The organism is Microbacterium istanbulense (assembly GCF_037204145.1).
Taxonomy (GTDB): domain Bacteria; phylum Actinomycetota; class Actinomycetes; order Actinomycetales; family Microbacteriaceae; genus Microbacterium; species Microbacterium istanbulense.
Map to the genome: position 1 here is coordinate 116,648 of NZ_JBBDGN010000008.1, position 24,268 is coordinate 140,915.

The 24,268-nt window shown below is 67.1% G+C and carries 20 protein-coding genes; 16 read left to right on the forward strand and 4 right to left on the reverse strand.

Features of this window, described 5'->3' with window-relative positions; genetic code table 11:
• Positions 1 to 2 precede the first annotated feature (2 nt).
• On the reverse strand, positions 3 to 1,421 hold the full coding sequence (sufB, locus tag WDU93_RS09955) for a Fe-S cluster assembly protein SufB (protein WP_337320136.1): 1,419 nt from the start codon (positions 1,419 to 1,421) through the stop codon (positions 3 to 5).
• Between the two features lie 231 nt (positions 1,422 to 1,652).
• Between sufB and WDU93_RS09960 the strand changes: the two genes are divergently transcribed.
• Both WDU93_RS09960 and WDU93_RS09965 read left to right on the forward strand, forming a co-directional pair.
• Positions 1,653 to 2,813 (forward strand): COX15/CtaA family protein, encoded by a 1,161-nt coding sequence (locus WDU93_RS09960; RefSeq protein WP_337320138.1) that lies wholly within the window; start codon positions 1,653 to 1,655, stop codon positions 2,811 to 2,813.
• 67 nt (positions 2,814 to 2,880) lie between these two features.
• Positions 2,881 to 3,306, forward strand: coding sequence for a hypothetical protein (locus tag WDU93_RS09965; protein ID WP_337320140.1), 426 nt, complete (start codon positions 2,881 to 2,883; stop codon positions 3,304 to 3,306).
• Between the two features lie 78 nt (positions 3,307 to 3,384).
• Here WDU93_RS09965 and WDU93_RS09970 read toward each other — a convergent pair whose 3' ends face one another.
• The gene (locus WDU93_RS09970) at positions 3,385 to 4,290 is read right to left on the reverse strand and encodes a heme o synthase (RefSeq protein WP_337320206.1); all 906 of its coding nucleotides are present in this window, start codon (positions 4,288 to 4,290) and stop codon (positions 3,385 to 3,387) included.
• A 239-nt stretch (positions 4,291 to 4,529) separates the two neighbouring features.
• Between WDU93_RS09970 and tkt the strand changes: the two genes are divergently transcribed.
• The 6 genes from tkt to pgl are packed head-to-tail and all read left to right on the forward strand — an operon-like array spanning position 4,530 to position 12,649.
• Entirely contained in the window at positions 4,530 to 6,632 is a 2,103-nt protein-coding gene (tkt, locus tag WDU93_RS09975; RefSeq protein ID WP_420064062.1) for a transketolase, read from the forward strand.
• Positions 6,629 to 7,741 carry a transaldolase gene (gene tal, locus WDU93_RS09980; protein ID WP_337320143.1) on the forward strand — a complete coding sequence of 371 codons (1,113 nt, stop codon included), beginning with the start codon at positions 6,629 to 6,631 and terminating at the stop codon, positions 7,739 to 7,741. The genes tkt and tal overlap by 4 nt, the downstream gene beginning before the upstream one ends.
• Positions 7,738 to 9,342: a glucose-6-phosphate isomerase gene (locus WDU93_RS09985; protein ID WP_337320145.1), complete on the forward strand. Its 1,605-nt coding sequence runs from the start codon at positions 7,738 to 7,740 to the stop codon at positions 9,340 to 9,342. Before tal ends, WDU93_RS09985 begins: the two co-directional genes overlap by 4 nt.
• A gap of 36 nt (positions 9,343 to 9,378) precedes the next feature.
• Positions 9,379 to 10,929: a glucose-6-phosphate dehydrogenase gene (gene zwf / locus WDU93_RS09990; protein WP_337320147.1), complete on the forward strand. Its 1,551-nt coding sequence runs from the start codon at positions 9,379 to 9,381 to the stop codon at positions 10,927 to 10,929.
• Entirely contained in the window at positions 10,926 to 11,861 is a 936-nt protein-coding gene (locus WDU93_RS09995) for a glucose-6-phosphate dehydrogenase assembly protein OpcA (protein ID WP_337320150.1), read from the forward strand. Before zwf ends, WDU93_RS09995 begins: the two co-directional genes overlap by 4 nt.
• A 5-nt stretch (positions 11,862 to 11,866) precedes the next feature.
• Complete coding sequence (gene pgl / locus WDU93_RS10000) at positions 11,867 to 12,649, forward strand: 6-phosphogluconolactonase (RefSeq protein WP_337320153.1); 783 nt, start codon at positions 11,867 to 11,869, stop codon at positions 12,647 to 12,649.
• Positions 12,650 to 12,691: 42 nt separating this feature from the next.
• Here the strand turns inward: pgl and WDU93_RS10005 are convergent, their stop codons facing one another.
• Complete coding sequence (locus tag WDU93_RS10005; protein WP_337320155.1) at positions 12,692 to 13,726, reverse strand: DMT family protein; 1,035 nt, start codon at positions 13,724 to 13,726, stop codon at positions 12,692 to 12,694.
• Between the two features lie 74 nt (positions 13,727 to 13,800).
• On the opposite strand from WDU93_RS10005, the gene def reads away from it, so the two are divergent.
• The 3 genes from def to WDU93_RS10020 all read left to right on the forward strand — a co-directional run bounded on the left by def (position 13,801) and on the right by WDU93_RS10020 (position 15,943).
• Positions 13,801 to 14,367, forward strand: a complete 567-nt coding sequence (gene def, locus WDU93_RS10010) for a peptide deformylase (protein WP_337320157.1) — start codon at positions 13,801 to 13,803, stop codon at positions 14,365 to 14,367.
• Positions 14,368 to 14,511: 144 nt separating this feature from the next.
• On the forward strand, positions 14,512 to 14,961 hold the full coding sequence (locus WDU93_RS10015; protein ID WP_337320159.1) for a septum formation family protein: 450 nt from the start codon (positions 14,512 to 14,514) through the stop codon (positions 14,959 to 14,961).
• A 61-nt stretch (positions 14,962 to 15,022) separates the two neighbouring features.
• A complete protein-coding gene (locus WDU93_RS10020) occupies positions 15,023 to 15,943 on the forward strand; it encodes a cation diffusion facilitator family transporter (RefSeq protein WP_337320161.1) in 921 nt (306 codons plus the stop codon).
• Between the two features lie 369 nt (positions 15,944 to 16,312).
• On the opposite strand, the gene WDU93_RS10025 is transcribed toward WDU93_RS10020, so the two are convergent.
• Positions 16,313 to 17,308, reverse strand: a complete 996-nt coding sequence (locus tag WDU93_RS10025; protein ID WP_337320163.1) for a hypothetical protein — start codon at positions 17,306 to 17,308, stop codon at positions 16,313 to 16,315.
• A gap of 232 nt (positions 17,309 to 17,540) precedes the next feature.
• Between WDU93_RS10025 and WDU93_RS10030 the strand changes: the two genes are divergently transcribed.
• The 5 genes from WDU93_RS10030 (at position 17,541) to WDU93_RS10050 (ending at position 24,126) form a co-directional block, all read left to right on the forward strand.
• Positions 17,541 to 18,254, forward strand: coding sequence for a class I SAM-dependent methyltransferase (locus tag WDU93_RS10030; protein WP_337320166.1), 714 nt, complete (start codon positions 17,541 to 17,543; stop codon positions 18,252 to 18,254).
• Complete coding sequence (locus WDU93_RS10035) at positions 18,251 to 20,077, forward strand: ATP-binding protein (RefSeq protein WP_337320169.1); 1,827 nt, start codon at positions 18,251 to 18,253, stop codon at positions 20,075 to 20,077. The genes WDU93_RS10030 and WDU93_RS10035 overlap by 4 nt, the downstream gene beginning before the upstream one ends.
• An 878-nt stretch (positions 20,078 to 20,955) precedes the next feature.
• Entirely contained in the window at positions 20,956 to 21,453 is a 498-nt protein-coding gene (locus tag WDU93_RS10040; protein WP_259977648.1) for a DUF3515 domain-containing protein, read from the forward strand.
• Entirely contained in the window at positions 21,450 to 23,294 is a 1,845-nt protein-coding gene (locus WDU93_RS10045; protein WP_259977649.1) for a bifunctional copper resistance protein CopD/cytochrome c oxidase assembly protein, read from the forward strand. Before WDU93_RS10040 ends, WDU93_RS10045 begins: the two co-directional genes overlap by 4 nt.
• Positions 23,295 to 23,463: 169 nt before the next feature.
• Complete coding sequence (locus WDU93_RS10050; protein WP_259977650.1) at positions 23,464 to 24,126, forward strand: copper resistance CopC family protein; 663 nt, start codon at positions 23,464 to 23,466, stop codon at positions 24,124 to 24,126.
• The last annotated feature ends 142 nt before the right edge of the window (positions 24,127 to 24,268 follow it).

Below are 24,268 nucleotides of genomic sequence, written 5' to 3' on the forward strand. Positions count from 1 at the left end.
GCTCAGCCGACCGATCCTTCCATGCCCATCTCGATGAGCTTGTTGAGCTCCATCGCGTACTCCATCGGCAGCTCGCGTGCGATCGGCTCGATGAAGCCGCGCACGATCATCGCCATCGCCTCGTCCTCGGGCATGCCGCGGGACTGCAGGTAGAACAGCTGCTCCTCGCTGACCTTCGAGACCGTGGCCTCGTGTCCGAGCTGCACGTCATCGACGCGGATGTCGATGGCAGGGTAGGTGTCGGAGCGCGACTCGGTGTCCACGAGCAGCGCATCGCAGCGCACCGTGTTGGCGGAGTGGTGCGCGTTGGCATCCACTCGCACCTCGCCGCGGTAGCCGGCGCGGCCGCCGCCACGGGCGATCGACTTCGAGACGATCGACGACTGCGTGTACGGAGCCATGTGGATCATCTTGGCGCCGGCATCCTGATGCTGCCCGGGGCCGGCGAACGCGACCGAGAGCGTCTCACCCTTGGCGTGCTCGCCCATGAGGTAGATCGACGGATACTTCATCGTCACCTTGGAGCCGATGTTTCCGTCGACCCACTCCATGGTCGCGCCCTCGTGCGCGACGGCACGCTTGGTGACCAGGTTGTAGACGTTGTTCGACCAGTTCTGGATCGTCGTGTACCGCACGCGGGCGTTCTTCTTCACGATGATCTCGACGACGGCCGAGTGCAGCGAGTCGCTCTTGTAGATCGGCGCCGTGCAGCCCTCGATGTAGTGCACGTAGCTGCCCTCATCGGCGATGATCAGCGTGCGCTCGAACTGGCCCATGTTCTCGGTGTTGATCCGGAAGTACGCCTGCAGCGGGATCTCGACGTGCACGCCCTTGGGCACGTACACGAACGATCCACCCGACCACACGGCCGTGTTCAACGCGGCGAACTTGTTGTCGCCAGCCGGGATGACGGTGCCGAAGTACTCCTCGAAGAACTCGGGGTGCTCGCGCAGCGCCGTGTCGGTGTCCATGAAGATGACACCCTGCTCCTCCAGGTCCTCACGGATCTGGTGGTAGACGACCTCGGACTCGTACTGCGCGGCGACGCCGGCGACGAGCCGCTGACGCTCGGCCTCGGGAATGCCGAGGCGCTCATACGTCTCACGGATGTCAGCGGGCAGGTCCTCCCAGGACTGCGCCTGCTTCTCCGTCGAGCGCACGAAGTACTTGATGTTGTCGAAGTCGATCTCACTGAGGTCGGCGCCCCAGGTGGGCATCGGCTTACGGCCGAACAGCGACAGACCCTTCAGACGGGTCTTCAGCATCCACTCCGGCTCACTCTTGAGCGCAGAGATGTCGCGCACGACGGCTTCAGAGAGACCGCGCTTCGCGCTTGCTCCGGCGGCATCGGGGTCGTGCCAGCCGAACTCGTACACCCCCAGCCCTTCGAGCTCCGGGCGGTCGATCAGCACATCCGACATCACACTCTCCTCACAGGCCTCAACGGTGTCATCCGCCCCGACACACCTGATCCCCGTCGAGTCTGCGGGAAAGGGGTGCCGTTGGTGGGCCCTCAACTTCGGCGCTCTCATCGCGCCTAAACTGTTCACGATGCTCCTGCGCGGTCAGCGCACATCGCAACAATCCGATTCTACAGGTTCCGCCTGACAGACGGGCCCGCCCCGCCTCGTCCGTCGCGGCCCGGAGGCCCCATGCCCGAGACGACCACCACCTCCCACCCCACCGCGGACGCCAGCACGGCGTCACGGTCTTGGGGCTGGATGCCGACGAGCATCGATCGTCGCATCCGCGTGTTGGCCTGGTTGTCGTTCCTCGCCGAGGTGATCATCATCGGCACCGGTGGCGCCGTGCGACTGACCGGCTCAGGACTGGGCTGCTCGGAGTGGCCGCTGTGCACCCCCGAATCGCTGGTGCCGATCTTCGCCGATCAGGGCATCCACGGCGTGATCGAGTTCGGCAACCGCACCATGACGGGGCTCGTCGGCCTGCTCGCGATCGCCGTGCTGCTGTTCACGCTGCACGCGGTCGGTGGCCGCCGCTCTGTCACCCAGGCTCTGTGGTTCGCTCTCGCGGGTATCGTCGCCGGCGCCGTCGCGTTCGGCATCGCATCGATCGCAGGGCTGCCCGCGTTCGTATTCTTCTCCGCCGTGCTGCTGCTGTGCGTGATCTTCGCTGGAGTGCAGTCCGTGCGCTCCCTACCTGGCCGCAAAGATCTGCCGGCTCTGGCATGGATCACCCTGGTCGGCGTGATCGCGCAGGCGTTTGTCGGCGGCATCACCGTGCTCACCGGACTGAACCCGTTCATCGTCGGGTTCCACTACACCGCATCGCTGCTGCTGGTCTGCGTGACGGCGGCATTCCTCGTGCGGATGCACACCGTGCCGGGGCCGCGCGAACGTGTCGTCCCGCGGTGGTTCGCGATCCTCACGCATGTGACCGGGCTTGCACTGGCCATGACGATCGTGGCCGGTGTGCTCACCACGGGCTCCGGGCCGCACTCCGGTGACGCCAACGTGCTGCGCGACGGCTTCGACGCCACGATCATGGCGCACGTGCACTCGTGGCCGGGGTACGTGCTGGCCACCCTGGTGGCGGTGCTCGCGGTGGCGGCGTGGGTGCTGCGGCTCGAGCCGCGCCGCTGGCTGCTGGCCCTCGCGCTGGTGGTCATCGTGCAGGTGGCTGTCGGTGTCTGGCAAGCCCGAGAGGGACTGCCGCCGGTGCTGGTGGGCATCCACATGGTGCTCGCCTCACTCGCCGCTGCGGCCTACACGGTGGTCGTGCTGCGCCTGAAGCGGCCCGTCGCGTCGCCGTACGCCCAGTCGACGAGTGACGCGCGCGACGCCGCAGCCTGAGCACGGCTCGGCCAATCCATAGGCCGCGCATCAGATTCTCCTCATTGCGCCCGTCACAGTAGGCGTCATGAACGTTTCCCTCTCCCGCCGCATCGGCTTCTGGTTCCTTGCCTTCGTCTCCGTCCTCTCCCTCGCCCTCGGCGGATCGCTCATCATCGGTCAGCTGGGCAGCATGAACACCGGCCTGCTCGACGGCACCGCGACCGCGGCCGACGTCTACGTCGGCCAGTCGCTCGTCGTGGTCGGCGCTGTGCTCGTCGGCGCCGGCCTCCTGGGTGGGATGCTCACGGTCGCGGTCAGCCTGCTCCAGGCGCAGCCCGCAGCCACCTCGGACGAAACCGCTGCCCCTGCGGACACCACGCCCGCCGACGAGGCGGCCGAGGCCGACGCGAGCGCTGAGAGCGTCGAGGACGTCGAGGACGTCGAGAGCGTCGAAAGCACCGACGTCGAGGATGCCGAGTCCGCCCGAACCCACGCCCTTCCGGTCGGCTGACACGCCGCCGAAGCAGAGACGACGAGAGCCGGTCGGGGGCGATCCCGACCGGCTCTTCGCCTTCTCAGGCGTCTGACGTCAGAACGGCAGCAGCGGATCGACCGCGACGGCCAGGAAGATCAACGTCAGGTACGTGATCGATGCATGGAACACCCGCATGGGGCGAGCCTCGGTGCCGTGCACGGCACGGTTGTACAGGCGGTGCGACTCGTAGATGAACCAGCCGCCGAAGACCAGCGCCGACACGGTGTAGACGAGTCCCATCCCGGCGATCGGGATCAGCAGCAGCGAGCAGGCCACAGTGGCCCAGGCATAGAGGATGACCTGCAGGCCGACCTGCGACGCCGAGCGGGTGACTCCGAGCATCGGCACGTCGACGTCGTTGTAGTCGTCTTTGTACTTCATCGACAGCGGCCAGTAGTGCGGCGGCGTCCAGAGGAAGACGAGCAGGAAGAGCACCATCGGCGGCCAGTCGAGCGACCCGGTCACCGCGGTCCAGCCGATGAGCACGGGGAAGCATCCGGCGATGCCACCCCAGATGATGTTCTGCTCGGTGCGGCGCTTGAGGATCATCGTGTAGATGACCACATAGAAGAAGATGGCGCCGGCCGACAGCGTGGCGGCCAGCCAGTTCGTGGTCAGCCACAGCCAGACCGTCGAGACGATCGCGAGCACCCACGAGAAGATGAGGGCGCCGCGCGCAGAGACCTCACCAGTCACGAGCGGGCGGTTCTCGGTGCGCTTCATGTGCACGTCGATATCTCGATCGAGGTACATGTTGAACGACGCCGCCGAGGCCGCGCTCATCGCGCCGCCGAGCACCGTGGCCAGCACGAGCCACAGGTTGGGCAGGCCCTTCGCGGCGAGGAACATCACCGGAACCGTCGAGACGAGCAGCAGCTCAAGCACCCGAGGCTTGGTCAGGGCCACGTAGCCGCGGATCTTCTGTCCGAACGAGTGCTTCACTTCGCTGGACTGCGACATCGTCGAGATCGCGATCGCCTCCTTCTGCACGTGCTCCGACACCTCATTTCAGTCTATGGCACGCGACGCGCCCGACCGTCCGCGCGGGCTTCGCGTCGCCACGTGACATCTGGGCTCGGCCCGAAATCAGCCCCCGCTATGCTGAGAACACTCGAGCGCCCGGCGCCGTGCAAACCCTTTCCGTGACGAGGCGGATTCGCGCAAGGAATACGGGCGCCTTCGTCAGTGTCAGAAGGAGCATGAGCGTGTCGGACCTGCAGTGGAATGAGATCGATCGGAAAGCGGTGGACACCGCGCGGATCCTGGCCGCGGATGCCGTGGAGAAGGTCGGTAACGGCCACCCGGGTACGGCGATGAGCCTGGCTCCGGCCGCGTATCTGCTGTACCAGCGCGTGCTGCGCCACGATCCGACCGACACCGACTGGCTGGGCCGGGACCGTTTCATCCTTTCTGCCGGTCATTCCTCTTTGACGCAGTATGTGCAGCTGTACCTGGGTGGGTTCGGGCTCGAGCTGGATGACCTGAAGGCGCTGCGCACGTGGGGTTCGAAGACCCCGGGACACCCCGAGTACGGGCACACCAAGGGTGTGGAGATCACGACGGGCCCGCTGGGCCAGGGCCTGGCCTCGGCCGTTGGTTTCGCGTACGCCGCACGGTACGAGCGTGGACTGTTCGACCCGGATGCCGCGGCGGGCACGAGCCCGTTCGACCACTTCATCTACGTCATCGCCGGCGATGGCGACCTGCAGGAGGGTGTGACCAGCGAGGCCTCGTCGCTCGCGGGGCACCAGCAGCTGGGCAACCTCATCGCGATCTATGACTCGAACCAGATCTCGATCGAGGACGACACGAACGTCGCCTTCACGGAGGACGTCGCGAAGCGGTACGAGTCGTACGGCTGGCAGGTGCAGGTCGTGGACTGGAAGAAGACCGGCCAGTACGTCGAAGACGTCGCCGAGCTGTACGCCGCGATCGAGGCCGCGAAGGGCGAGACCGACAAGCCGTCGCTGATCATTCTGAAGACGATCATCGGCTGGCCCTCGCCCGGCAAGCAGAACTCCGGCAAGATCCACGGTTCGGCGCTGGGCGCCGACGAGCTCGCCGCCACGAAGAAGGTGCTGGGTTTCGACCCCGAACAGCACTTCGCCGTCGCCGACGAGGTCATCGAGCACACGCGTGCGCTGAAGGATCGTGCCGCGGCTGAGCGGGCCGACTGGCAGGCGTCGTTCGACGCGTGGGCGGCAGCGAACCCGGAGCGTAAGGCGCTGCTGGACCGTCTGGAGGCGCACGAGCTGCCCGCAGACATCACCGGTGCGCTGCCGGTGTTCGAGGCCGGCAAGGATGTCTCGACCCGTGCCGCGTCCGGTCAGGTCATCAACGCTCTTGCCGCCGAGCTGCCCGAGCTGTGGGGCGGTTCGGCCGACCTGGCCGAATCGAACCTGACCACCATCAAGGGTGCGCCCTCGTTCATCCCGGCCCAGTGGTCGACCCACGAATGGTCGGGCAACCCGTACGGCCGGGTGCTGCACTTCGGCATCCGTGAGCACGCCATGGGCGCGATCATCAACGGCATCGTGCTGCACGGTCCGACCCGTCCGTTCGGCGGCACGTTCCTCATCTTCAGCGACTACATGCGCCCGCCGGTGCGTCTGGCCGCGCTGATGAACGTGCCCAGCCTCTTCGTCTGGACGCACGACTCCGTCGCCCTTGGCGAGGACGGCCCCACCCACCAGCCCATCGAGCAGCTCGCCACGCTCCGCGCGATCCCGAACTTCACCGTGGTGCGCCCCGCAGACGCGAACGAGACCTCGGTCGCCTGGCTCGAGCTGCTGCGTCGCCACGAGGGACCGGCCGGCATCGCGCTGACCCGCCAGAACATCCCCGTGTTCGAGCGCGGCGACGGTGGGGCATCCGGCGACACGTTCGCGTCGGCACACAACGCCGTCAAGGGCGCCTACGTGCTCGCCGAAGCACCCGGCGGCACACCGGACGTGATCATCATCGCCACGGGCTCCGAGGTGCAGCTGGCCGTCGCGGCCCGGGAGACCCTCGCGGCCGAAGGCATCAACGCCCGCGTCGTTTCGGCCCCCTCGCTGGAGTGGTTCGCCGAGCAGGACGCCGACTACCGCGAATCCGTGCTGCCGGCATCCGTCACTGCCCGTGTCTCGGTCGAGGCGGGTTCCGTGCTCAGCTGGCGCGGTATCGTCGGCGACCGCGGCCGCTCCGTCGGCATCGACCACTTCGGCGCCTCCGCCGACTACACGACCCTGTTCGAGAAGTTCGGCATCACCGCCGAGGCCGTCGTCGAGGCGGCACGCGAGACCATCAAGGAGAACGCATGAGCACCCCCACCGCCCAGCTCGCCGAGGCCGGCGTCAGCATCTGGCTCGACGACCTCTCCCGCACCCGCATCTCCTCCGGCAACCTGCAGGACCTCATCGAGACCCGCAACGTGACCGGAGTCACCACCAACCCGACGATCTTCGCCAACGCGATCACCGACAAGAACGACACGTCGTACGACGCACAGGTCGCCGAGCTGGCGCAGTCCGGTGCGACCGCTGAGGAGGCCGTGTTCGCGGCCACCACGCAGGACGTCGCCGCCGCCCTCGATGTCTTCCGCCCCGTGTGGGAGGCCACCGGTCACGTCGACGGTCGCGTGTCCATCGAGGTCTCCCCCGATCTCGCCCACGACACCGACGGCACCGTCGCACAGGCCAAGGAGCTGTGGGCGAGGATCGACCGCCCGAACCTGCTCGTGAAGATCCCGGCCACCAAGGCGGGTCTTCCCGCGATCGCCGCTGCGATCGGCGCAGGCATCAGCGTGAACGTGACGCTGATCTTCAGCCTGGAGCGCTACGCCGATGTCATCGACGCTTACCTGACCGGCCTCGAGACCGCTCAGGCGGCCGGGATCGACCTGTCGACGATCGAGTCCGTCGCATCCTTCTTCGTGTCGCGCGTCGACACCGAGACCGACAAGCGCCTCACCGCCATCGGCACCCCCGAGGCGCTGGCGCTGAAGAGCAAGGCGGGCCTGGCGAACGCACGCCTCGCCTACGAGCTCTTCGAGCAGAGCTTCGCCTCTGACCGCGCGCAGGCTCTCCTCGCCGCGGGCGCTAACCTGCAGCGCCCGCTGTGGGCCTCGACCGGTGTCAAGGACCCCGCGCTCCCCGACACCCTCTACGTGACCGAGCTCGTCGCGCAGGGCGTCGTGAACACGATGCCCGAGAAGACCCTCGAGGCCACGTTCGACCACGGCGTCGTCACCGGCGACACCATCACCGGCGGCTACGACGAGGCGCGTGCTGTTTTCGCCGGGCTCGCCGAGGTCGGCATCGACTTCACCGACGTCACCCAGGTGCTCGAAGACGAAGGGGTCGCGAAGTTCATCGACTCCTGGCACGACCTGCTCGCCCAGGTCGCAGAAGGCCTGGCAGCGGCACGATGACCGTCGCGGTTCACGTCTCCGGCGAACCCAAGCGCGCCGTCGACGAACTGGTGCCCGGCCTGGTCGCGGGCCTCATCGCCTCCCGGATCACCGCTGGCGACCCCACCCTGTGGGGTCCGGACGCTGAGGCCGAGGCCTCGGTCCGCCTGGGCTGGGTCGAAGCTGTGGCGAACTCGCGCCCGTTGGTGGCCGAGATCGTCGCGCTGCGTGACCAGCTGCGCGCCGGCGGCGTGGACCGTGTCGTGCTCGCGGGCATGGGCGGATCGTCGCTGGCCCCCGAGGTCATCACGGCCACGGCCGGGGTGCCCCTGACCATCCTCGACTCGACGGCGCCCGCCCAGGTACTCGCCGCGCTCGACGGCGGCCTGGAGCGCACGGTGTTGGTCGTCTCCTCGAAGTCGGGGTCGACGCTTGAGACCGACTCGCAGCGGCGTGCCTTCGAGGTCGCGTTCAGCGACCTCGGCATCGACCCGGCCGAGCGCATCGTCGTCGTCACCGATCCCGGCTCGCCGCTGGACGTGGCCTCCCGCGAAGCCGGCTACCGGGTCTTCAACGCCGACCCGAACGTGGGTGGACGCTACTCCGCGCTGACCGCCTTCGGTCTCGTGCCGAGCGGTCTCGCCGGCGCTGACATCGCCGAGCTGCTCGACGAGGCGGAGGCCTCCGTGCTGCAGTTCGCCGTCGATTCTGCCGAAAACCCCGCCCTGCGTCTGGGCGCCGCCATCACGGGCCTGCCGCCGCGCCGCGACAAGCTCGGACTCGTCAGCGACGGCACTCACATCGAGGGGCTTCCCGACTGGATCGAGCAGCTGATCGCCGAATCCACCGGCAAGGGCGGCACCGGCATCCTGCCCATCGTCCTGCTGCCGGTCTCGCCGGAACTGGACTCGCGCCCCGCCGACCTGCAGATCGTGCGTCTCGTCGACGATGCCGACGAGTTCCACCTGCGTGAACGCCACGAGGGCGAGATCCTCGTCTCGGGCACGCTGGGCGCGCAGTTCCTGCTCTGGGAGTATGCGACCGCGGTGGCCGGGCACCTGCTCGATCTGAACCCCTTCGATCAGCCCGATGTCGAATCGGCCAAGGAGGCTGCACGCGGCCTGCTCGACGCGCAGCCGGAGGTGACCGCGCCCGCCTTCGTGCAGGGCGACATCGAGGTGCGGGTCTCCGACCCCGCTCTCGCCGCATCCGGCACCATCGAGGGCACCCTCGACGCCCTGTGGTCGCGCCTCGGCCCGGACGGCTACGTCTCGGTTCAGGCCTACGTGAACCGTCTCGACATGCCCCAGTTGCAGGGGCTGCGTGAGATGGTCGCCGCCGACTCCGGTCGCCCCACCACGTTCGGGTGGGGACCGCGCTTCCTGCACTCCACGGGTCAGTATCACAAGGGTGGCCCCCGCCAGGGCGTCTTCCTGCAGATCCTGGAGCGCACGGACGTCGACCTCGAGATTCCCGGACGCCCGTTCACCTTCGGACGTCTCATCGAGGCGCAGGCAGCCGGCGACGCGGCTGTGCTCGCTGCCCACGGCGCCCCGGTCGTCTCGCTCACGATCAACGACTCCGCAGACGACGTGCTGGCCCTCTTCGAGGCCGCCCAGTAACCCTTCCGTCAGGAAAACAGGAGATATCCCCCTCTGATGACTGCTCCGATCTCACGCGGGCACAACCCGCTTCGTGACCCCGATGACCGTCGGCTGAACCGGATCGCCGGCCCCAGCGCGCTGGTCATCTTCGGCGTCACGGGCGACCTGTCCCGCAAGAAGCTCATGCCCGCCGTGTACGACCTGGCCAACCGCGGTCTGCTGCCGCCCGGCTTCGCGCTGGTGGGCTTCGCCCGGCGCGAGTGGGAGGATCAGGACTTCGCGCAGGTCGTGTACGAGGCTGTCAAGCAGCACGCGCGCACGCCGTTCCGCGAGGAGACCTGGCAGCAGCTCCTGCAGGGCATCCGGTTCGTCCAGGGCACCTTCGACGATCCGGACTCGTTCCAGCGTCTGAAAGAGACCGTCGAGAAGCTCGACGCCGAACGCGGCACGATGGGCAACCACGCCTTCTACCTCTCGATTCCTCCGAAGGACTTCCCCGTCGTGGCGAAGAACCTCAAGGAGTCGGGACTGGTCGGCGACGACGCTGATGACGACTCGCACTGGCGTCGCGTCGTGATCGAGAAGCCGTTCGGCAGCGACCTCGAGACCGCGCGTGCATTGAACAAGGCGCTCGAGGTCGCCTTCCCGGCCGACTCGATCTTCCGCATCGACCACTACCTCGGCAAGGAGACGGTGCAGAACATCCTTGCGCTGCGCTTCGCCAACGAGCTGTACGAGCCGCTGTGGAACCGCAACTACGTCGACCACGTGCAGATCACCATGGCCGAGGACATCGGCGTGGGAGGCCGGGCCGGCTACTACGACGGGATCGGTGCCGCACGCGACGTCATCCAGAATCACCTGCTGCAGCTGCTCGCGCTCACCGCCATGGAGGAGCCGATCAGCATGTCGGCCGACCACCTGCGCTCCGAGAAGGAGAAGGTGCTCGAGGCGGTGCGTCTGCCCGAGGACCTCTCGCTGGCGACGGCGCGCGGACAGTATGCGGGTGGCTGGCAGGGTGGCGAGAAGGTCACTGGATTCCTCGATGAAGAGGGCATGAACCCCGACTCGACGACCGAGACCTACGCCGCCGTCAAGCTCGAGATCGACACGCGCCGCTGGGCGGGCGTGCCGTTCTACCTGCGCACCGGCAAGCGCCTCGGCCGCCGCGTGACGGAGATCGCGGTCGTGTTCAAGCGTGCGCCCGAGCACCTGTTCGGTCGCGCACAGACATCCGAGCTGGGCCAGAACGCGCTCGTCATCCGCGTGCAGCCGGACGAAGGCGTGACGATCCGCTTCGGTTCGAAGGTTCCGGGTTCAGGCACCAACGTGCGCGACGTGACCATGGACTTCGGGTACGGCCATGCCTTCACCGAGGCGAGCCCTGAGGCCTACGAGCGCCTGATCCTGGATGTGCTGCTGGGCGACCCGCCGCTGTTCCCCCGCCACGAAGAGGTAGAGCTCTCGTGGAAGATCCTCGACCCGGTCGAGCGGTTCTGGGCGGCCGAGGGCGGTCCGCTGGAGCAGTACGCACCCGGTTCCTGGGGGCCGGCATCCGCCGACGCCCTCCTTGCCCGCGACGGACGAGTCTGGAGACGCCCGTGATCATCGATCTTCCCGACACCACCGTCAGCCAGGTCGCCAAGCAGCTGGTCAAGGTTCGCGAAGAGGGCGGCGCCGTCGCTCTCGGACGCGTGCTGACCCTCATCATCGCCGCTCGCAACGGCGTGGCGGAGTCGGCCATCGACGCCGCCAACGACGCCTCCCGCGAGCACCCCATGCGCGTGATCGTGCTCACCACCAGCGAGGGCGAGCCGCACCTGGATGCCCAGATCCGCGTCGGCGGCGACGCCGGCGCGAGCGAGGTGATCGTGCTGCACGCCTATGGCGCAGCCGCGAGCAACGCTGAGAGCCTCGTGACCGGCCTGCTGCTCCCCGACGCGCCCGTCGTGGCCTGGTGGCCAGAGGAGGCCCCTCTGGACGCCGCCGCGTCTCCGCTCGGCCGTATTGCGCAGCGCCGCATCACGGATGCGGCGACCTCGCCCGATGTGCGGGATCGTCTCGCTCTGCTCGGCCGCACGCATGCCCCCGGCGACACCGATCTGGCGTGGACGCGTCTCACGCACTGGCGCGAGCAGCTCGCCGCCGTGTTGGATCAGCCGCCGTACGAGACCGTGACTGGCGTCGAGGTGCGTGGCGCCGCCGCCTCTCCCTCGACGGCCCTGCTCGCCGCCTGGCTGCAACTGGCCTTGGACGTGCCGGTCCGGTGGTCGTACGAAGACCCGGAGCACTGGCAGGAGGGCATCAAGTCGGTACGTCTGACACGCGCCAGCGGCGACATTCTGCTCGAGCGCCCCGCGCCCGGCGTCGCCATCCTCACGCAGCCGGACCAGCCCGACCATGAGCTGCACCTGCCCCGCCGGACGCTACGCGAATGCCTCGCGGAGGAGCTGCGTCGGCTCGACGCCGATGTGCTGTACGGTCGGGTGATCACTACCGGGTGGGAGCAGCTGGGGCCACCAGAGAGGGACGCGTGATCGTTATGACCGGAATCCAGGGGGCTGTCAAGACCGTCGTGGTGGAGCCGACACCGGCTGCGCTGGCCGAACGGGTGGCCGACCGATTCCTCACCCGCGTGCGAGCCCGCACGCGCAATGGACGCATCGCGCATGTCGCGCTGACCGGCGGATCGATGGGCGGGGCCGTGCTGGCCGCCGTCGCGGAGCATCCTCGGGCCAAGAAGATCGACTGGTCGAAGGTGCACTTCTGGTGGGGCGACGAGCGCTTCGTCGAGCTCGACGACCTCGACCGCAACTCGCGACAGTCGCGGCAGGCACTGCTGGACCACATCGACATCCCGTCCGAGAACATCCACGAGGTCGCCACGCCCTCCAGCGGCGTCTCTCTCGAAGAGGCCGCCGCCGGCTACGCGGCGGACCTGGCGCGGTTCGGCGATGACGACCAGCCCTGGCCCTCGTTCGCGGTCTGCTTCCTCGGGGTCGGCCCGGACGGGCACATCGCGTCGCTGTTCCCCGACCGCGTCGAAGTGACAGTGACGGATGCTGCCGCGCTCCCGGTGCACAACTCCCCCAAGCCGCCGTCCGAGCGGGTCACGCTGACCCGCCCGGTGATCAACTCGTCCAAGCGCGTGTGGCTGGTGATGACCGGTGCCGACAAGGCATCCGCTCTGGGTCTCGCCCTCGCGGGCGCGAGCTATGCCAGCGTTCCCGCGGCCGGTGCGAAGGGCCGCAAGCGCACGGTCTTCTTCGTCGATGAGGCTGCCGCCGAGCAGGTGGCCCCCGAGCTCATCGACCGCGACTACTGAGCGCGGAGCCGGCTCGCCTGTGCGGGCCGCTCCGGGCCGCGGTCAGTGCCGCGTCGGATCCTCCGGCGTGCCGCCGTGGCGGTCGTCCTGCGGGCGCTCCCCCGCCGAACCCGTAGTGGCCTCATCCGGCGTGCTGCCGCGGCGGATGCCGAGTTCCTGACTCTCGCTGAGGATCTGCGGGTGGTAGCGGGCCAGGCCGAAGACCCCCCAGATCGCGATCGCGCCGGCGACCGTGAACATGATGAGCACCCAGGTCGGTGCGGCCGATGCCTCGCCAAGTACGAGCGCACCGATGAGCACGGCGACGATCGGATCGACGACCGTGAGCCCGGCGATGACGAGGTCGGGCGGGCCGGAGCTGTAGGCCGTCTGCACGAAGTAGGCACCCACGGCGGCTGCCGCGACAAGCGCGATGACGCAGACGAGGGTGAGCCAGTCGAAGTTCTGATCCTGGATGCGCTTGATCGCCGCCTTCGCGAGCGTCGCGACAAAGCCGTAGAGGATGCCGGCGCCGGTCACGTAGAACAGCGCCCGCATGCGGTGCCGCAGGATCAGCCAGAACGCGCCGAGCACGATGATGACCACGAGCAGCACCGTGAGGATGACGAACAGGTCGGTGTCGCTGATCGGACGCTCGGTGGCGTACAGGGCGGCCAGTGCGACGAACAGGAAAATGCCGCCGACGCAGGCGAAAATCGAGGTGACCGACTTCTTCGTCGGTGTGTGGCCGGAGACACGCGCGTTCAGCAGCGTGGTGATCACCAGCGCCACCGCACCGAGCGGCTGCACGACGATGAGCGGTGCGACCGCGAGGGCGCTGAGCTGGCAGACGATCGCGAAGCCGAGCATGAGGGTTCCGATGACCCAGGACGGGCGAGTCAGCAGCCCCCGCAATTGCGCGCCATTGAGGCCGGTCGTCCCCTCGGTACCGGTGAGCTTCTCGACCTTCTCGACACCGCGGTGCTGGTACTGCGCGCCCAGCGACATGAACACGGCGCCGGCGAGGGCCAGGGGGATGCCCAGGAGCAGGCCAGGGTTGGCGAACACGCCGAGCAGCTGCTCAGTCACGTCGGACATGTCCCCCACCTGAAGATGCACAGTACGACCCTACCCGGACGGGCCGCGCGAGCCCCGCAGACTAGGCTGATGGCGTGGCTGTTCTTCCGATCCGCATCATGGGCGACCCTGTTCTTCACGCACCGGCGAATGAGGTGACCGAGGTCACCGACGAGATCCGCACCCTCGTCGCTGACATGTACGAGACCATGGACGTCGCCCCCGGCGTGGGTCTCGCCGCCCCCCAGGTGGGTGTGGCGCTGCGCATCTACGTGTACTCCTACGTCGACGACGACGAGCAGCCCTGGCGCGGCGAGATCATCAACCCGGTGCTGTGGATGGCGCCGCTCGAACCAGGCTCGCCCGATCCCGACCTCGAGTCGGAAGGATGCCTGTCCTTCCCGGGCGAACGGTTCCCGCTGCGGCGCTCCGAGCGGGTGTTCGTGACGGGCACCGATCTCGAGGGCGCCCCGGTGCGCATCGAGGTCGACGGCTGGCGCGCCCGCATCATGCAGCACGAGTTCGATCACCTCGACGGCATCCTGTACGTCGATCGCCTGTCGGACTCCGATTGGAAGACCGCGCAGAAGATCGCACGCAAGCGCGGGTGGGGACGCACGAGCACCAGCTGGATGCCCGGAGTCGACGACCTCGAAGGTTGAAGGTCAGACTTGCTTGGAGAGTCCCGCTCTCTGTACGGTTCGGGTGGCGGAAGCCGTCCGCCAGGCATGTGAGGGGAACACAGCGCAATAACCATTCGTACTCGACGCACGCTCGCGATCAGCGGCGCCGCACTCGCTCTGACCGTGTCACTGTCGGGGTGCAGCTTCATTCAGGGACTCACCGGCGGCAACGACGCCAACCGTGACGAGCAGGGTAACGTCCAGGAGCAGGACAACATCGACATCTTCAGCCTGAAGCTGGGCGACTGCAAGATGGCCGACGATACGACCGGCGAGATCATGCAGGCCGAGGTCGTGCCGTGCGATGAGCCACACGACGAAGAGGTCTTCTTCGAATCCAAGATGGCAGACGGCGAGTACGACGAGGCCGCGATCGAGGTCGCGGGCGAGGTCTGCTACGGCCAGAGCTTCACCGACTTCGTCGGAGTCGCGTGGGATGACTCGACGCTCGACGTCTGGTACCTCAGCCCGACCGAGCAGACCTGGAACGAGATGGACGACCGTCTGATCCAGTGCATCGTCACCGACCCGGCGGGGCCCACCACGGGCACCTTGAAGGGCAGCAAGAAGTAACACGCGCGCTCTGGGTCGTGGCGCCTTCTGCGCGCTCGCGACCCAGAGTACGGTGGGCGGCGTGACGGTACTCATCGCCTTCCTCGTCAACATCCTCATCGCGACTGCGAAGACGGTCGCCGCGGTTCTCACATCGTCAGCGTCGATGGTCGCCGAGGCCGTGCACTCGTGGGCGGATGCCGGCAACGAGGTCTTCCTGCTCATCGCCGACCGCCGCGGCGCCCGGATGAAAGACGCTCGGCACCCGCTCGGCTATGGTCGCGCGGCGTTCGTCTGGTCGTTGGTCGCCGCGTTCGGCATCTTCGCCGCAGGCTCGGTGGTCTCGATCATGCACGGTGTTCAGCAGCTGACCGCCGCTGAGCCGGTCGAAGACCCGGTCGTCGCCTACGCCGTACTTGGCATCGCCTTCGTGCTGGAAGGCGTGTCCTTCACCCAGGCGCTGGTGCGTTCGCGTGCTGCCGCACATGAGCGGGGTACGCACACCTGGGACTACGTTCTCGACACCAGCGACACCACCCTCCGGGCGGTGTTCTTCGAGGATGGCGCCGCCCTCATCGGTCTCGTGATCGCGGCCGGCTCGATCGCGCTGCACCAGGTCACGGGACAAGCCGTCTGGGATGCCGTGGGGTCGATCCTGGTCGGCATCCTGCTCGGCATCGTCGCGGTGATGCTCATGCGACGCAATATCGTCTTCCTCGTGGGCGCGAACGCCTCGCCCGAGATCCGCGCCCGCGCGGGGCGCGCCCTGCTCGCCCGACCCGAGATCGAACGGGTCACCTACCTCCATTTCGAGTACATCGGGCCGAATCGGCTGTTCCTCGTGGCAGAGGTCGACCTCGCAGGCGACGCCACCGAGCACAACGTCGCCCGACGGTTGCGCGCGATCGAGCAGGACCTCGAAGAGAACCCCGCTATCGAGACCGCTGTGCTCTCACTGTCGGTCGACGACGAACCCTCGCTGGACTTCTCGCTGGGTCCCTGAGCCTGGCGAAGGGTCCTGAGCCCGTCGAAGGTCCCTGAGCCTGTCGAAGGGGGCAAAGGGAAAGGCCCGGACTTCAGATGAAGTCCGGGCCTTTGTTGGCTCCCCGGCTTGGACTCGAACCAAGAACCTGCCGTTACTGTACCGCATGCTCCGGCCCCGCCGGACAGCGCCGCATCCTGAACGAATAGTGACCAGAAAACTCCCGATCAGCCCCTGGTTTCATGGAGCGGAACGCGTGAGTTGACCTCAGCCAACGATACGCGTTGTTTCGTGTTGGATCGACATGATTCGGGTTATTTCGCGTGGGTTGAGGGGGTTTTCGGTGAGTAAAAGGTGAGTGCGGCCGCGCCTGCCCCGGCACCCCGAGACTCAGATTCGGTAGTCGTCGTGGAGGACCACGCGGGCAAGTTCGATTGCCCCGCCGGGCATCGCCCAGTAGTGAAGGCGCCGCGCCGACGCGGCCTTCTGCTCGACGTACGAACGCCACGCGGAGGCACCATCCTCGCGCTCCGGCCCCAGTCGGTGTGCGTCTCGATCTTGCCGAGTCAGCACTCGCACACAAGCCCGTGCGATCTTGTCGCGCAGCGCCGGATCAGTGCCCGCGACCTCTTCGACAGATGCCGCGAAGGTCCCCGCGAAGGTGAACGGCGCGAGGGGAAGCTCGACCTTCTGCTCTGCGGGGATCTGCTCTGCCCACGTGGTGGTGATTCGGTAGTGCATGTCCTCGCACGTGTCGATGAAGTAGCGGCCGAGCCTCATCGGGAGATCCGCGGTGCGCTGCTGCTTTCGGGTCTTCGAGGCGAGCTGCCGGGCCGCGCTCAGCTCCTTGCTGAGTCCTTCGATCTGCTGGCGCGCCGCGGTGAGCTCCATCGCAAGGCCTTCCACCTGCAGTCTCAGCCGGGCTATCTCCGCGTCGTTCTCCGTGAGTTGCGGCGTGGGTGCGGGCACCGCTTCGGGCTCCGGAGTCGAGGTGGTGAAAGTGCCACCGACTCGGTTCGAGACGTTGGCGACGACCCGAATGCCATCGGCCTCCGTGCGGGCGGTGAAGATCGGGGCCAAGTCTGCATCCAGCGGTCCTGTCGGGTACAGGCGGGTCGCTCCCCCGTACACGTTCAGGTCTGACCGTCCGAGTTCCTCGAGCCGTGTGGAGAGCCAGTTCGACGCCTGCTGAGTGACGGCGACCACGTCGGCCCGGTGGCTGATGGCGTCGATGAGCTCGGCGGCCGGCACGTACGGATCGGTGCGTCCCGCTGGCGTTGTCACGACAACGAGAGGGAAGAGCCGGCGTGGGTCAAGAATCTGCTCCGCCAAGGCCTCAGCAGCGTGACGGTCAGCGATGGTCACGGGCTTGCCGTTCGTGTTCATGCACGCCTCCCCTCTGGCGCCCACGATGATATCCGCATTCGCCGACGGCGGTCGTCGACGAGTACGCACGCGGCCTCAGTGCCCTTGCGCCCACCAGGCGATGGCGAGGGGCCGCCACCACCTCAGCCAGGCAGCGACGATGGCGCCGCCGGCGAGGAATCCGATTGTGAACTTCATGCCCGCCACATACCCGGTCCTTCCCCGAACGGGAGGCACCGGGTATGTGGCGGGCATGACATCTCTCGTTCCCGTTGCAGCCGAGCAGGCGTCGCTGCGCCGCACGACTCGGCGCCGTCACTTCCGCGACGACAGCCGGGATGTCCGCATCGCTCTCGCTGACTCGTACATGGCTGAGCGGACAGGTCGATTCGAGTGGCGTGCGGAGCGGTATCGCGCTGCGCTCGACGCCATGCAGGAGCTCGGCCTCAACCACAATCAGACCGTCCTCGATATCGGGGCTGGCTGGACGGAGCTTGATGCGGTGCTGCGCACGGACGGCCGGTGGCGAGGGCGGTACATCCCCGTCGACTTCGGCGTCGACGGAACAGACCTGGAGACCTGGACCTCGCCGCGTTCCGTGGACTTTGCCGTCGCGCTGGAGATCATCGAGCATTTGCGTGATCCGTGGCGACTCGTCGACGAGCTGCAGCGAACGGCACCGGCAGTCATCGTCAGCGTCCCGAATCCGGAGACCACCGACGTGCTCGGCATGGATGACGACCACAAGACGGTGATCCACCGGGCAGAGCTCGAGGATCGAGGATTCGTGATCTCCGATCGCACCTTCTACGGCGGCTTCTACTCCGCGGGTCTTCCCGACGCGCTCCTGGCCATCTGGTGTGCCTCGCCGACCAGCGTCACGCATACGCCGCCCGCGCCCCCGATGTACCGCCGTGGGATGATGCCCGCGGATCCCACTCTCGCTCCACGAAGGGGAGACCGATGACTCAGAACCGCGCGAAGCAGCGCAGGAACGATGCCCGGACGTCACGGGCGCTCGACCTGGGCGGAGTGCAGCTCCCCCTCGACCTCGTGACGGAATCGAATGCGCTCCTCGGGAAGAAGGGATCCGGGAAGACGACCGCCGGGATCGTCCTCTTCGAGGAGATCTACGGCGTCGGCGTGCCTGCCGTCTCGATCGACCCGAAAGGCGATCACTGGGGCGTCCGATCCGGCGCCGACGGGACTCCCGGGGGCGGCCTCCCCGTCCCGGTGTTCGGCGGCCTCCACGGTGACCTGCCGATGGAGCCGGACAGCGGCGAGTATCTCGCTGATCTGCTGCGCGGCAAGAACCTGAGCGCGGTGCTCGACGTCTCAGAGTTCTCGACCGCCGAGCGTCGGAAGTTCCTGACCACCTTCGTCGGACGCCTGTACCGGCGCCCCGAACGCGAACCGATGCATCTGCTCATCGAGGAAGCGCACGAGGTCATCCCGCAGCGCGTCGATGCGGGCGACGCACCGATGGTCGGCGCTTTCGAGCGCCTCGTGAAGCTCGGACGGTTCAAAGGCATCGGCGTCACGATGCTGTCACAGCGCAGCGCATCCCTGAACAAGAACGTGCTCACCCAGGTCGACAACCTATTCATGCTGCGCACCGTCTCTCCGCAGGACCGGGCAGCCGTCCGGGCGTGGATCGAGACGCACAGCGAGTCGTCCACGATCATCGACAGCCTCCCCTCGCTCGCGACAGGCGAGTGCTGGTTGTGGCAGCCCGAGCGTGGGGAGCCGGTGAAGTTCCGGTTCCGGGAGCGTCGTACCTACGATGCCGGAACGACACCGAAGGTGGGTGAATCGCCGCGGCCTCCGGCGACCCTCGCTGACATCGACCTGCGGGCCATCGAAACGGAGATGGCAGCGACGATCGAGCGGGCGAAGGCGGACGATCCGAAGGCGTTGCGTCGACAGATCACGGAACTGCAGCGGCAGCTCACCGCGAAGTCCGCAGTCGCCGCTCCGGAGCAGGTCCCCGTCGAGATCCCCGTGCCGGTGATCACCGACGCCGACCGGAGGGACTTCGAGGCGATGATCTCTCGGTTCGAGCACCTGGTGGTGAACGAGTCGGGCGGACTCATCCGAGAGCTGAAGGACATGATGACCTCGGGTGAGGCGCTGGTTCAGCGCCTCCGATCGGCCATCGACTCCGCACCGACTCCATCGCGCGGTGAGGCCGTCGCCGCGCGAGTCGTCACTCGACGGACGCCTGCCGCGCACAAGCGGACCTCACCGGTTCCGCTCCGGCAGACAACCTCCAAGGCGTCGCCTACGCCACCCGCCGGCGACGATCAGAAGCTCACGAAGATGCAGAAGGCTATCGCCAGCGCTCTGGCCACGCACGGCACGCTCTCCCAGCGTCAAATCGGGCTCTTCACTGGCTATGCGCACAAGTCCGGATCGTTCGCGAACAGCCTGTCCGGGCTGCGCACGCGCGGGTACATCGAAGGCGGCGGGCAAGCGATCAGCATCACATCCGCTGGTCACGACGCTCTCGAGGCGAACGGCGGCTATGAGCCGTTGCCGACAGGACGCGACCTGGTCGACTGGTGGTTGAGTCGCCTTCCGAAGGCTCAGACGGCGATGCTGGGCGCGCTACTCAAGGTGTTCCCCGACCCGCTGAGCGTCGACGAGCTCGCGGAGCGAACCGGCTACGCGGCGGGCTCGGGGTCGTTCGCGAACAACCGCTCGAAGCTGAACGTCGCCGAGCTCATCCATGGCGACCGAGATGCTCTCTACGCAGCGGACGCGATCGGCGAGGCGTACCCACACGGCTGAGGCGGAAGGGCGCAAGGGTTCCCCGGTTGCCGTCTTCGACGATCGATCTCGAACTCACGAACTACTGCGCACGGGCTTCTCGTCGGATGCTGTCCAACAGGGAGCGAATCATCCGACAATGTTCGATTTCGTCTCAGGCTGGGCAAACGACATCATCGATCCATCCATCACAGGTGAGCATTCGAGACATGCCCTCGATTGGGATTCGTCGTGCCTCTTGCTCTTAGGCCCGTAGCGCCCGTTTCAAGAGTCTCGCACAGATAGTCTGGTGGGAATGGTCCCGAAACTCCCTTCCTGGCAGCACATGCCCCGGAGCCGGAACCGAGTGATAATGAGGCTCGTTATCACTCTCTCGGTGAGTGTCCTCCTTTCGTTCGGAATTGCATCCACTGTCCATGGAGAGCTCAGTGGCGCCGGCAACCCCACGGCTGTCGCGAAGCTGGCTGGGACACTGGCCGATCCTGAGGCCCATGTGACACATGTCGGCACATGGGAGCCCGGCGACGCGGGAGAGCCCCTCAGCGGTTCTGTGCTTTGCCTCGTCGGCGCCTTGCTGGGGCTCGCCATCGTCTGGTGTATCGGGACGCGACGCGCACAACCCGAACGACGAGCGCTCGACTCCCACCTCTGGTCGGTTACCCTCGCGCCGTTCCCCCGTCGCCTCCAACGGTCTCGGGTTCTCCGTTTGTCACTGGCTCAACTAGCGCTGTCCAGGACCTGATTTTCTGAACTGCTCAAGAATCTCTCGCAGGCATCCCACGAGAGTTTCGTTGCCGCGCCGATGACACACTTGGAGAACTTCGATGTCCCGTCCTGATGCCCAGCCCGCGACCAGGATCGCTGCGCCCCTACGCACGCGTTCACCGCGACTCACTGCGATGTTCGCCGGCGTCGTTGGCGTTCTCCTGCTTATGGTCGGGTGCGCGCCGACCGTCGACTTGCAGCCAGCGGATGATGCCAACGTTCCCGAGTGTGCGGACGTGACAGTCCGCCTGCCTGATGTCATCGGAGATCTTCCGAGCCGAACTACGGACGCGCAAGCTACGGCCGCGTGGGGCGATCCCACGGCCGTCGTCTTCACCTGCGGACTCGAACCGCCCGCGCCCACCACGTTGCAGTGCGTCACCATCGGTGCGGTCGACTGGATCGTCGACGACTCGGACTCCCCAAACCTGCGCATAACCACGTACGGAAGGGAACCAGCCGCACAGGTGTACGTCGATACCACTCGTCTCTCGGCGGACAACGTTCTGGACGCCCTTGCCCCAGCCGTGCAGAAGCTGCCCAAGTCCGGCGCGTGCACAGCTCCCGACACTGATACGAACGCGACCTCAGCCCCGCAGCCGCAGTCCGAGGTCACGAAAGGCCTGTCGTGAATGCGCAGCCCCTGCGGGTGGCAGGTCCCGCCATCCTGGTCGCCGCCGGCATGCTCACCCTCGTTGTCGGCTTGATCATCGGAGGCGGTGCGGCCCCTCGGATGACTAGCGATCCAGGTGCTCTGGTTCGCTGGGGGCTACCGGCCGCAAAGCTCTTCGTGAACCTGTCCGCCGCGGTCATGGCCGGTTCTGCCGTGCTCGCACTTTTCGCGCTTCGTGCAGGAAAGAAGGAGTACGATGCGGCCCTCGACCTGGCATCGGCCGGAGCGGCTATCCTCACGGTCAGTAGCGGAACCACCGCGTTCCTCACCTTTCTGTCATCGTTCAACCCGCAGGTGTCGTTGGGGGCGGAGTTCGGTCAGCAGTTGGGGCGGTTCCTGCTGGAGACTGAGCTCGGGCGCGTGTGGTTGATCACCACGGTGGCCGCCGCAACGATCACGGTGCTCGCATACGCGTTCCGTGGCTGGGGCGCTGCGGCGCTTGTCGGTGCGTTGTCCCTGATGTGCCTGGTTCCGATGGCCACACAGGGCCACTCGGGCAGCCTCGCGAACCATGACTCCGCAGTCATGGCACTCGTCTTGCACATCATCGGCGCCGCCGTGTGGCTTGGCGGACTCGTGACTCTGATCTTCCTGCGTCCGTGGCTGCAGGAGACCCGGATGCGGGTCGTCGTCGAAAGGTACTCGACGCTCGCGCTGGTCGCGTTCATCGTCGTGTTCGTGTCCGGCATCGCGCGGGCGCTCACCTCGATCACGGGTTGGGGGGACCTGATCAGCGCGTACGGTGCCGTGCTCGCGCTCAAGGTCCTGGCTCTTGCCGCACTTGGAGGGCTGGGGATCGCTCACCGACGGAGATTCATCCATCGTGGCGTGGGAGAGAGGGGCGCATTCTGGGTTTTCATTGCCGTCGAGTTCGCGGTGATGGGGTTGGCCAGCGGCGCGGCTGCGGCGCTGGCGCGCACACCCGCGCCCGCTGACACCAGTGCGCCCCCGCTGACGACGCCGGCTGAGATCCTCACCGAAGCCCCCCTTCCGGTAGAACTCACGATCGGGCGCTGGGTCGTCGGCTGGGACATCGATTTGCTGTGGACCCTGGTCGCCGGCTTCGGAATCTTCTTCTATCTCGCAGGCGTCCACCGTCTCCGGCGACGCGGCGAGTCATGGTCCACCCCGCGTACGCTCTCATGGGTTGCGGGGATGCTCCTGTTGTTCTGGGTGAGCTCCGGCCCGATCGCGGTGTACGCGGACTATCTGCACAGCGTGGATGCGATCGGCCGAGCACTGCTGGCCACCGTCGTCCCGTTGCTTCTCGTGCTGGGTGCCCCGTTCGCGCTTGCGATGCCGGCGATCAACAGCCGCACCGACCAGAGCAGGGGCGTACGCGAATGGATGCAGGTAGTCGCCCGGTCGCGGCCGATGACACTTCTCACCCATCCCGTCGTCGCAGCCGTCCTGTTCGCGATGGTGCTGTGGGCGGCGAGTGCAACCGGGATTCTCCGGTGGACACTGGTCGACCCTCTCGCCCACGAACTCCGTACCGTGGCGCTGCTCGCCGCGGGCAGCATCCTGATGCACTCAGTGGTCTCGCCCCGGCGGGCGCGTTCTCGGGCTCTGCGGGCGATCGTCATCGCATCGGCCATCCTCACACCTGTTGCCCTAGGCGCATGGGTCATCATCCAAAACGGCCTCATCGCGGCCAACTGGTTCGGAGCGATGGGACGCACCTGGGGTCCTGATCCTCTTGCCGACCAGGGCACAGCCGGGTTCGTGCTCGCGACGGGAGCTGTCGGCGTCGGGCTGGCAGCTCTTCTCGGGCACCTCAAGCGAGCGCGGAAGCCATGAGCAGCATCCCTGATCCTCCCGACCGGGCGGCCCGGCGCGGCGTCACGATCGTCAGTCCCGTTGACAGGCCCCGGCGGGCGCCGCCTGAAACGCCCAAAGCCCCTCTCTTTCCCCCGGCCCCCTTCAACAAGACTCCGCCGCTTCTCAGGACAGCGCCAAGGACCAAACCATGCCCTCGAAACTCTCTCGCTCGATACGCCTGACCACGACCGCCCTCATTTCTGCTGCCATCGCGACCTTGCTGTTCGCCGACCCGGCTGCCGCCCACGACAATCTTCTCGACTCCACACCATCCGCTGGCGACACCGTCGCGAGCCTGGAGGCCGTCTCCCTCACGTTCAGCGGTGAACTGATCGACTTCGGGCAGGCGAGCTTCGCACAAATACAAGGGCCTGACGGGCTGTATTACGAGACATCGTGCTCGACCATCGACCTCAACGTTCTGACCACTCCGGTTGCACTCGGCGAGGCGGGGACCTACACGATCCTCTGGAACGCGGTCTCCAGCGATGGGCACCCGATCTCCGAGTCCTTCCAGTTCCAGTACGCACCGGAGGAGGGTGCCGAGCCTGCACTCGGATGGGATCTGCCCGCCTGCCAGAACGAGCAGACCCGCATCCAACCCGGCGCAGTCGCGTCGGCGTCGCCCACGCCTACCCAGAGCGGGCAGGCAGCAGCAGCCACCCCCGCTCCAGCCAAGTCGGACAGGGCATCCGACGGGTCCTCCGAAGGCATGTTCGTTCTTGTCGTCCTCGGAGGGGTGTTCGTTCTCGCCGCCGTGATCGCGATGGCCGTCTGGCTCATCCGAGCGCGTGGCCGCCGGTCCAAATAGGCACAGGTGGTGGCGGGCGGGGCTCTAAGGCGCCTCTGCTCGTCACCACCGACCGACATTTCAACCGTGAACTCCGCCGGACATGGCCTGCTCGTCGCTCCCTGCCCGCTCAAAGAATGCGCAAACATGGGACGAGTATAAT